Source organism: Pseudomonas sp. R62 (assembly GCF_000257605.1).
Taxonomy (GTDB): domain Bacteria; phylum Pseudomonadota; class Gammaproteobacteria; order Pseudomonadales; family Pseudomonadaceae; genus Aquipseudomonas; species Aquipseudomonas atacamensis.
In genome coordinates, this window is sequence record NZ_JH635999.1 from 2,437,801 (window position 1) to 2,446,977 (window position 9,177).

At 59.3% G+C, this 9,177-nt stretch carries 9 protein-coding genes; 4 read left to right on the forward strand and 5 right to left on the reverse strand.

The window, feature by feature from the left end; translation table 11 throughout:
* Positions 1 to 524: NAD(P)-dependent oxidoreductase (locus tag OQK_RS28690; RefSeq protein WP_038862248.1), on the reverse strand; the 524-nt coding region annotated here is incomplete at its 3' end.
* A 160-nt stretch (positions 525 to 684) separates the two neighbouring features.
* On the opposite strand from OQK_RS28690, the gene OQK_RS28695 reads away from it, so the two are divergent.
* On the forward strand, positions 685 to 2,094 hold the full coding sequence (locus tag OQK_RS28695; RefSeq protein ID WP_038862250.1) for an MATE family efflux transporter: 1,410 nt from the start codon (positions 685 to 687) through the stop codon (positions 2,092 to 2,094).
* A 47-nt stretch (positions 2,095 to 2,141) separates the two neighbouring features.
* On the opposite strand, the gene tusA is transcribed toward OQK_RS28695, so the two are convergent.
* Together tusA and rlmM are read right to left on the reverse strand one after the other, a co-directional pair.
* On the reverse strand, positions 2,142 to 2,390 hold the full coding sequence (gene tusA, locus OQK_RS28700; RefSeq protein WP_016775503.1) for a sulfurtransferase TusA: 249 nt from the start codon (positions 2,388 to 2,390) through the stop codon (positions 2,142 to 2,144).
* Positions 2,391 to 2,534: 144 nt separating this feature from the next.
* On the reverse strand, positions 2,535 to 3,608 hold the full coding sequence (rlmM, locus tag OQK_RS28705) for a 23S rRNA (cytidine(2498)-2'-O)-methyltransferase RlmM (RefSeq protein ID WP_016775504.1): 1,074 nt from the start codon (positions 3,606 to 3,608) through the stop codon (positions 2,535 to 2,537).
* Between the two features lie 222 nt (positions 3,609 to 3,830).
* Between rlmM and acnA the strand changes: the two genes are divergently transcribed.
* A complete protein-coding gene (gene acnA, locus OQK_RS28710; RefSeq protein WP_016775505.1) occupies positions 3,831 to 6,572 on the forward strand; it encodes an aconitate hydratase AcnA in 2,742 nt (913 codons plus the stop codon).
* Positions 6,573 to 6,886: 314 nt separating this feature from the next.
* On the opposite strand, the gene OQK_RS28715 is transcribed toward acnA, so the two are convergent.
* Complete coding sequence (locus tag OQK_RS28715) at positions 6,887 to 7,375, reverse strand: SRPBCC family protein (protein WP_016775506.1); 489 nt, start codon at positions 7,373 to 7,375, stop codon at positions 6,887 to 6,889.
* Between the two features lie 176 nt (positions 7,376 to 7,551).
* On the opposite strand from OQK_RS28715, the gene OQK_RS28720 reads away from it, so the two are divergent.
* Both OQK_RS28720 and OQK_RS28725 read left to right on the forward strand, forming a co-directional pair.
* Positions 7,552 to 8,466, forward strand: coding sequence for an ADP-ribosylglycohydrolase family protein (locus OQK_RS28720; RefSeq protein WP_016775507.1), 915 nt, complete (start codon positions 7,552 to 7,554; stop codon positions 8,464 to 8,466).
* Between the two features lie 40 nt (positions 8,467 to 8,506).
* Positions 8,507 to 8,911, forward strand: a complete 405-nt coding sequence (locus OQK_RS28725) for a lysozyme inhibitor LprI family protein (RefSeq protein WP_016775508.1) — start codon at positions 8,507 to 8,509, stop codon at positions 8,909 to 8,911.
* A 45-nt stretch (positions 8,912 to 8,956) separates the two neighbouring features.
* Here OQK_RS28725 and OQK_RS28730 read toward each other — a convergent pair.
* Positions 8,957 to 9,177: penicillin-binding transpeptidase domain-containing protein (locus tag OQK_RS28730; RefSeq protein WP_038861946.1), on the reverse strand; the 221-nt coding region annotated here is incomplete at its 5' end.

Below are 9,177 nucleotides of genomic sequence, written 5' to 3' on the forward strand. Positions count from 1 at the left end.
GGCGTATGCAGACTGATCACGTCGCACTGCTCGATGATCTGCTCGAGGCTGACATATTCGCCGCCCTCGGCAGCCTGACGCGGCGGATCGCAAACCTTGACGTTCCAGCCCAGGCCCTTCAGGACCTTGATCAAACGCCCCCCCACTTCACCGGCGCCGACGACGCCGTAAGTGCGCTGAGTGAGATCCGCGCCTTCGATTTCGGCCAGTGTCATCAGACTGCCCAGTACGTAATCGACCACGCCACGGGCATTGCAACCCGGCGCGCTCGACCAGCAGATCCCGGCCTCGGTGAAGTAATCCAGATCCAGATGATCGGTGCCAATGGTGCAGGTGCCGACGAAGCGCACTTTGCTGCCTTCAAGCAGCGCACGATTGACGTTGGTCACCGAACGCACCAGCAATACATCGGCCTGCTCGACCGTCGCGCGGTCAATGGAGCGGCCGGGCACTCGGCGGATGTCACCGAAACCGGCAAAAAAGGCATCGAGCAGCGGGATATTTTCGTCGGCAACAATCAGCATGGCGGGCTCCTTGGGCGGATCGGCAGTTTAGGTGCTGACGCTTCGATCAGCCAGCAGGGTTTGCGCTTACAAATGCGCAACAGAGGATTTTTCCTGACCGAAGCGTCAGCGGCGTAGAATGCGCCGCTCTGCGCATCAATACTTTCTGGACGCTTTGCCTGTGAACCCTGTAACTGACCAACCTGTCGCCGTCTCGCTGAGCCGCCCTGCGCGGATTCGCCTGGAGTTGAAAAACCTGCTCGCCCTCGCCCTGCCGATCATCATCGCGCAACTGGCGACCACGGCCATGGGCTTCGTCGATGCGGTGATGGCCGGGCGCGTCGGGCCCAAGGATCTGGCGGCGGTGGCGCTGGGCAACTCGATCTGGGTTCCGGTATTTCTGTTGATGACCGGCACCCTGCTGGCCACCACGCCAAAGGTCGCGCAGCGTTTCGGCGCCGGCAAGCACAGCGAAATTGGCCCGATCGTGCGTCAGGCGTTATGGCTGGCATTGGTAGTCGGATTGATCGCCACCTCGATGCTGGTCGCCGCCGAGCCGGTCCTGCATCTGATGAAGGTCGATCCCGAGCTGATCGGCCCGTGCATGCAATATCTGCACGGCATCGCCAGCGGCTTGCCGGCGGTGGCCTTCTATCACGTGCTGCGCTGCACCAGCGACGGCATCGGCCGGACCCGCCCGGCCATGGTGCTGGGCCTCTGTGGTCTGGCATTGAACATCCCGCTGAACTATATCTTCATTTATGGCCACTTCGGCGTGCCGGCCATGGGCGGCGTCGGCTGCGGCTGGGCCACGGCGATCGTGATGTGGGTGATGGCGCTGGGCCTGGCCGGGTATGAACGCTGGGCACCGGCCTATCGCTCTAGCGAATTGTTCAGCCGCTTCGACTGGCCGCAGTGGGCGGTGATCAAACGTCTGCTGTCGATTGGTTTGCCGATCGGCATCGCGGTGTTTGCAGAGTCGAGCATTTTTGCCGTGATCGCCCTGCTGATCGGCAGCCTCGGCGCGACGGTGGTGGCCGGGCATCAGATCGCGCTGAACGTCAGCTCGCTGGTGTTCATGATTCCCTATTCGCTGGGCATGGCGGTCACCGTGCGTGTAGGCCAGGCGCTGGGCCGCGAGGAACCGCGAGAGGCACGTTTTGCCGCTGGAGTCGGCATGGGCACGGCGCTGGCCTACGCCTGCCTGTCGGCGAGCCTGATGCTGGCGCTGCGCGAGCCGATTGCGGCGATCTATACCGCTGATCCAACAGTGATTCACATTGCGGCGATGCTGATTGTCTACTCGGCGCTGTTCCAGTTTTCCGACGCAATCCAGGTGACTGCCGCCGGCGCGCTGCGTGGCTATCAGGATACTAGGGTGACGATGATCCTGACTCTGTTCGCCTACTGGGGGATTGGTTTGCCGGTCGGTTATGCGCTGGGCCTGACCGATTGGCTCGGTGAGCCACGTGGGCCGAGCGGCTTGTGGCAGGGTTTGATCGTCGGCCTGAGCTGCGCGGCGCTGATGCTGTCGATCCGGCTGACACGCAGCGCGCGCAAGCGGATTCGAATCAGTCGTTCGGCGGGTTGATCACCCATAAAAAAGACCTGCATTTGCAGGTCTTTTTTTGCCCAGAATCAGGACTTCTTACGAATCCAGTACAGATAGGTGCCGGCCTCTTCGTGCTGGCTGACCAGCTCGTGGTCAAGAAACACGCAGAACTTGGGGATATCGCGCTTGGTCGAGGGATCGGTGGCGATCACCTTGAGCAGGCCGCCGGGCACCAGATCGCGGATGTGCTGGTGCAACATCATCACCGGTTCCGGGCAATTGAGGCCGGTGGCGTCGAGGGTGCCGTCGACCGGGGTATCGATCATTTCACTCATGGTTCACTCCAGAAACTGGCCGGCATTGTCGCGCATTGCTTGGGATATCGTCCAACCCATGTGGGAGCGAGCCTGCTCGCGAAGGCAATCCGTCAGCCCCACCGCTTTCGCGAGCAGGCTCGCTCCCACAGGTTCAGTGTTGTGTCAGCGCGATTTGGGTTTTCTGGTGTCGTGCCGGCGCAGATGACAAGTCACTTCCTCGCGGTCGTGATACAACTGCTTGCAGCCGATATCAACCTTGATCCCACGTGCCTTGAATCCATCGGCAATGCGCTCAAGCAGACGTTTCACTTCGGCATAACGCTGCTTCATCGGCAGCTTCAGGTTGACTACTGCTTCGCGGCAATGTCCTTCGCCGATCCACTCTTCCAGCATTGCCGCGTTGCGCGCAGGTTTCTCGACAATGTCGCAAACCATCCAGTCCACCGGCTGCTTCGGCTTGAAGGTAAAACCGTCCGCCATCAGATGCTGGACCAGTCCGGTTTCCATCAGGCTTTCAGCCATCGGGCCGTTGTCGATCGCCGTCACCAGCATGCCCCGGTTGACCAGTTGCCAGGTCCAGCCGCCCGGCGCGGCGCCAAGGTCAACGCCGGTCATGTCGCTGTGCAGGCGATCTTCCCACTGATCACGTGGAATGAAGTGGTGCCACGCCTCCTCCAGCTTCAAGGTCGAACGGCTGGGCGCCTCGCGAGGAAACTTCAGGCGTGGAATTCCCATCGGCCACATCGCCGAGTTGCCGGCATCGGCCATGCCAAGAAACACCTCGCGTCCGCTTTTGAAGGTCAGCAACAAACGCGGCTTGCTGGCGTCGTCTATCAGTTTGCCAGCGGCGGTCAGCGCCTTGCGCAGCGGTCCTTCGAACTTTTTGCAGAAATTCGACAGTTCCTTGCCGTCATTGGTATCGACCACTTCCAGCCACAGACTGCCAAACACCGGAAAATCGGCCATGTGCGCGAGAATCACACTGATCCGGTCGTTTTCCGGCAGATCGATGAAAAAGCCGCGCGCCCACTGCCGCGGGAAGATCAATTCGGCGAAACGTTGACCGCGCATCAGGCGTTCAGCGCCGTCCGCTTCAGTGCAGACAAACTCGGCGCAGGCCGTGGCGGTTTTGGCTTTGGCGTAACCGGCGACATTGAGACGGGCGGCGAGATCGGAAATCTCCGAACAGACTTCGCCTTCGAAGCCGGGCCGGCAATGCATGAATAGGGTGTTCATTCTTACTCCTGGGCAGCGGTCGATCATTCGGCCGCTGCGCGATGCTCAAGCCTTGCGTTGCCGCAATGCCTGTCACGAAAACCGGCGCATGATAGCTGAAGTCGGAACCTTGGTTCCGTCCATAGAGTCCAGTTATTAGCCAGCTACTCAAAACAGGGCTAGGTTTAATGCTCTGCCCGTCCCCTCAGTCCGTAGCCGTGCGGACTCAAAGGAGTGATCGTAATGCCGTCCCTCGATAGTCTGAAGTCACTGAAAACCCTACAAATCGACGCCACGACCTACCACTATTTCAGCCTGCCGGAAGCCGCCAAAAGCCTGGGCGATCTCGACAAGCTGCCGATGTCATTGAAGGTCCTGCTGGAAAATCTGCTGCGCTGGGAAGACGAAAAAACTGTCACCGGCGCTGACCTCAAGGCCATCGCCGCCTGGCTTAAGGAGCGCCGCTCCGATCGCGAAATCCAGTACCGCCCTGCCCGCGTATTGATGCAGGATTTTACCGGTGTGCCCGCCGTGGTCGACCTCGCCGCCATGCGTGCGGCGATGGCCAAGGCCGGCGGTGATCCGCAGCGGATCAATCCGTTGTCGCCGGTGGATCTGGTGATCGACCACTCGGTGATGGTCGACAAGTTTGCCAGCGCCAGTGCGTTTGAACAGAACGTCGACATCGAAATGCAACGCAACGGCGAGCGCTATGCCTTCCTGCGCTGGGGCCAGAGTGCGTTCGATAACTTCAGCGTGGTCCCGCCGGGCACCGGCATCTGCCACCAGGTCAACCTTGAATATCTCGGCCGCACCGTTTGGACCAAAGACGAGGATGGCCGCACCTACGCCTTCCCCGACACCTTGGTCGGCACCGACTCCCACACCACCATGATCAACGGTCTCGGCGTACTCGGCTGGGGCGTTGGCGGGATCGAAGCGGAAGCGGCGATGCTCGGGCAACCGGTGTCGATGCTGATCCCGGAAGTGATCGGCTTCAAACTCACCGGCAAGCTCAAGGAAGGCATCACCGCGACCGATCTGGTGCTGACCGTGACGCAGATGCTGCGCAAGAAAGGCGTGGTTGGCAAATTCGTCGAATTCTATGGCGACGGTCTCGCCGACCTGCCACTGGCCGACCGCGCGACCATCGCCAATATGGCCCCGGAATACGGCGCGACATGCGGCTTCTTCCCGGTCGACGATGTCACGCTGGAATACCTGCGCTTGTCCGGCCGGCCGCCGGAAGTGGTGAAGCTGGTCGAGGCCTACACCAAGGCTCAAGGCCTGTGGCGTTTGCCGGGCCAGGAGCCGGTGTTCACCGACAGCCTGGCCTTGGACATGGGCAGCGTCGAGGCAAGCCTGGCCGGACCGAAACGTCCGCAGGATCGCGTCTCGCTGCCGAACGTCGCGCAGGCCTTCAGTGATTTCATCGACCTGCAATTCAAACCGACCAGCAAGGAAGAAGGACGCCTGGAAAGCGAGGGCGGTGGCGGCGTGGCGGTGGGCAACGCCGATCTGGTCGGCGAAGCGGACTACGAATACGAGGGCAAGACCTATCGCCTGAAAAACGGTGCCGTGGTCATCGCCGCGATCACTTCCTGCACCAACACTTCCAACCCGAGCGTGATGATGGCGGCCGGGTTGCTGGCGAAGAAAGCTGTAGAGAAAGGCCTGACGCGCAAACCTTGGGTGAAGAGTTCATTGGCGCCGGGTTCGAAAGTCGTCACCGATTATTACAAGGCTGCCGGACTGACACATTACCTTGATCAGCTCGGGTTTTCGTTGGTCGGCTACGGTTGCACCACCTGCATCGGCAACTCCGGGCCACTGCCGGAGCCGATCGAGAAAGCCATTCAGAAAGCCGATCTGACCGTCGCATCAGTCCTGTCCGGCAACCGCAATTTCGAAGGCCGTGTGCACCCACTGGTGAAAACCAACTGGCTGGCCTCGCCTCCTCTGGTCGTCGCGTACGCTTTGGCTGGCAGTGTGCGCACCGATATCAGCAGCGAACCGCTGGGCGAGGATCAGCAGGGCAATCCGGTGTACCTGCGAGATATCTGGCCGAGCAGTCGGGAAATCGCTGAAGCGGTGAATCAGGTCAATACGGCGATGTTCCACAAGGAATACGCCGAAGTGTTTGCCGGTGATGAGCAATGGCAGGCCATCGAGGTGCCGCAAGCGGCGACTTACGTGTGGCAGGACGATTCGACCTACATTCAGCATCCACCTTTCTTCGACGACATTTCCGGCCCTCTGCCGGAAGTCAAAGACGTCAAAGGCGCGCGAGTCTTGGCTTTGCTCGGCGATTCAGTGACCACCGACCATATCTCCCCCGCCGGCAACATCAAGATCGACAGCCCGGCCGGGCGATACCTGCAGGAAAAAGGCGTCGAGCCGCGCGACTTCAACTCCTACGGTTCCCGTCGCGGCAATCATGAAGTGATGATGCGCGGCACGTTTGCCAACATCCGTATTCGCAACGAGATGCTTGGCGGCGAGGAAGGCGGGAACACCATTTACATCCCCACCGGGGAAAAAATGGCGATCTATGACGCAGCGATGAAATATCAGGCTTCGGGGACGCCGTTGGTGGTGATTGCCGGTCAGGAGTACGGCACCGGGTCGAGCCGTGACTGGGCGGCGAAAGGCACCAATCTGCTGGGCGTCAAAGCGGTGATTGCGGAGAGTTTCGAACGTATTCACCGCTCGAATCTGGTCGGCATGGGTGTGCTGCCGTTGCAGTTCAAGCTTGATCAAAACCGCAAGAGTCTCAATCTGACCGGCAAAGAGACGTTTGAAATTCTGGGATTGACCGGCGTCGAGCTAAGGCCGCGGATGAACCTGCCGCTGGTTATCACTCGGGAGGATGGGCGTCAGGAAAGAATCGAAGTCTTGTGCCGCATTGATACGCTGAATGAGGTCGAGTACTTCAAATCCGGGGGGATTCTGCATTATGTGTTGCGGCAGTTGATTGCTTCGTGACGGGGTGACATTCGCCCAGGCTGTGATCTTTTTGACTTGGCTTTCAAAAGCAGGATCAAAAGATCGCAGCCTTCGGCGGCTCCTGCATTCAGGCGAAAAAAAACCCGCCGAAGCGGGTTTTTCCCAAGACCATTATCGACTCCCTGTCGGCAGCGATCCTTGCTATGGTCGATCGTCCATGATCCTGAAACACTCCCTGTGTCTCAGTTGATGTGTGTAGATTACCCAGTGGATCCAATCAGCAATAGTCGTAAAAGCTACCAAAGCGTGTAAGACATTCGCCATACAAACACTTCCGAAAACCCTTAGACCCGTCAGGCACCGCCGCTTTCACGAGCCCTGGCGCTTTCGGCGAGAAACTGTTCAAGCCTGCTCAACTGCTCCTCCCAGCCGCGACTGTCCATGTAATACGCCTCTTTCTGACGGATATCAGGGATGTGCGCGAAGCCGGATTCCGAGACCTTGAGTAGTGTGCCGTCTTCGAAGTCCTGCAATTCGAACTTGACCAGCGTGGTCGGCTCTTGTGAGTAGTCGATCTTCGGGTTGACCGCATACGGGTGCCAGCGGAAAGAAAACAGCTGCTGCGGCTCGACCCGCTCGATCAGCACATTCCACAATACGTGTTCATAACCGGGGTACGTGACCTGGCCCTGCGTCCACTCGCCGGCAATGAAACGCCGGCCCTCGAGCGCCACGCCAAACCACTGGCCAAACGCCTCTGCATCGACCAATGCACGCCAGACGTGGGAACGCGACGCCTTGAGCGTGATCTTGCGTTCGAAACTGTTAGGTACTGGTTTCATACGTCACCTCCTGTTCTGAACACTAGGCTTGTATGACCACATGTCCAATGCGAAGTTGTATCGAAGCGCTGCAGACACCGATTCGAGCGGACACATTCTGCGGTAGTTTGCGCTCTGTGATCGGCGCCGCATGACCTGTTATCTTCCCAGCGAATCCGCAGAAACAAGGACGAATCATGCAGCCCTCTCTTGCCGATCGGTATCGCGGCGCCCTCCTCGGCCTGGCTTGCGGCGATGCGGTCGGCACAACAGTTGAGTTCCAGCCGCGAGGATCATTCCAGCCGCTGAGCGACATGGTCGGCGGTGGCCCGTTCCAGCTCAAGCCAGGGCAATGGACCGATGACACTTCAATGGCACTGTGCCTGGCCGAGAGCCTGCTGCGCAAAAACGGTTTCGACGCGGCTGATCAGATGGGCCGCTATCTCAATTGGTGGAAGTGGGGATACCTTAGCTCCACCGGTGAATGTTTCGACATCGGCATGACCGTGAGCCAGGCGCTGGAACAGTATCAGCGAACCGGGGAGCCTTTCGCAGGGTCGACTGATCCGTTGACTGCTGGTAACGGGTCGCTGATGCGGTTGGCACCAGTCGTGCTGTTTTATTTTCCGGACGCTGGACAGATCCAGATCCACGCTGCCGACAGTTCGCGCACAACCCATGCGGCGCCGGAGGCAATCGAGTGCTGCCAATTGCTGGCTGATCTGATTGCACGAGCGCTTGAGGGTGCGGAGAAAACACAGCTTCGCCGGGCGCCACTGCTCAAGCTTTCCCAGCCCAAGGTGGTTGCGATTGCTCAGGGTGAGTACCTTCACAAAGCGGAAACTGAAATAAAAGGCAGTGGCTATAGCGTCCAATCGCTGGAAGCCGCTTTGTGGTGCTTTCACCATACGCAGACATTCGCCGAAGCGGTGTTGAAAGCAGCCAATCTCGGTGATGATGCGGATACAACGGCTGCTATCGTGGGTCAGTTGGCAGGTGCTTACTACAGCGCTCGGGCGATCCCCGAACACTGGCTGGAGCAGTTGCATGAAGGCGAGGAAATCACCGCCACTGCGGATCGCTTGCTTGAGGCGTCCCGGCTACGTACATAACAATCGATACACCCTTTCCACTCGAGATAGCGAGAACCTTATGTCAGTGCGTTTGCTTCTGGCCTCAGTGCCTTTTTTGTTTGCCCCTTTCGCCCATGCCGCCGTTGATTGCGCCAACGCCAGCGATCAGGCGACGATGAATCAATGCGCGGGGCAAGCCTTCAAAGCGGCGGACAAGGAATTGAATACGCTCTATCAGCAGATCACCGGGCGTCTCAAGGACAACCCGGACGGAAAGAAGCTGTTGGTCAACGCGCAGCGGGCGTGGGTCAGCTTCCGGGATGTCGAGTGCAAGTTTTCGGCTTCTGGGGTGGCGGGCGGGAGTGTTTATCCATTGGTTTACAGTAGTTGTCTCACAGCCGTAACCAAGGCCAGAGTAGAAACCCTCAAGCAGTATTTGAAATGTGAGGAAGGTGATATGAGTTGCCCGGCACCCGGTGCGTAATCACAGGCTCCGCTTACGGAGCCTGTGCTGTGAAACCGTTACGCATCAGACGTGAGGATCGCCCGGCGCCTTGCTCGGCGCTGCGTATTGCGGCTTGAGGTGGCCATCCTGATCGAGTAACCAGGCGTCCATGATCTGCCGCACTACTGGACCGGCAACACGACCACCCGCCTCGCCGTTTTCGATCATTACCGAGATGGCGATCTTTGGATGTTCGGCCGGTGCGAATCCTACAAACAGGGCGTTGTCACGGTGGCGTTCCAGAG

Bases quoted from the DNA above. Each gene is read 5' to 3' on its own strand.
- tusA (WP_016775503.1), bottom strand. From the start codon at position 2,390: ATGAGTGAAATGATCGATACCCCGGTCGACGGCACCCTCGACGCCACC.
- acnA (WP_016775505.1), top strand. From the start codon at position 3,831: ATGCCGTCCCTCGATAGTCTGAAGTCACTGAAAACCCTACAAATCGAC.
- rlmM (WP_016775504.1), bottom strand. From the start codon at position 3,608: ATGAACACCCTATTCATGCATTGCCGGCCCGGCTTCGAAGGCGAAGTC.
- OQK_RS28715 (WP_016775506.1), bottom strand. From the start codon at position 7,375: ATGAAACCAGTACCTAACAGTTTCGAACGCAAGATCACGCTCAAGGCG.
- OQK_RS28720 (WP_016775507.1), top strand. From the start codon at position 7,552: ATGCAGCCCTCTCTTGCCGATCGGTATCGCGGCGCCCTCCTCGGCCTG.
- OQK_RS28725 (WP_016775508.1), top strand. From the start codon at position 8,507: ATGTCAGTGCGTTTGCTTCTGGCCTCAGTGCCTTTTTTGTTTGCCCCT.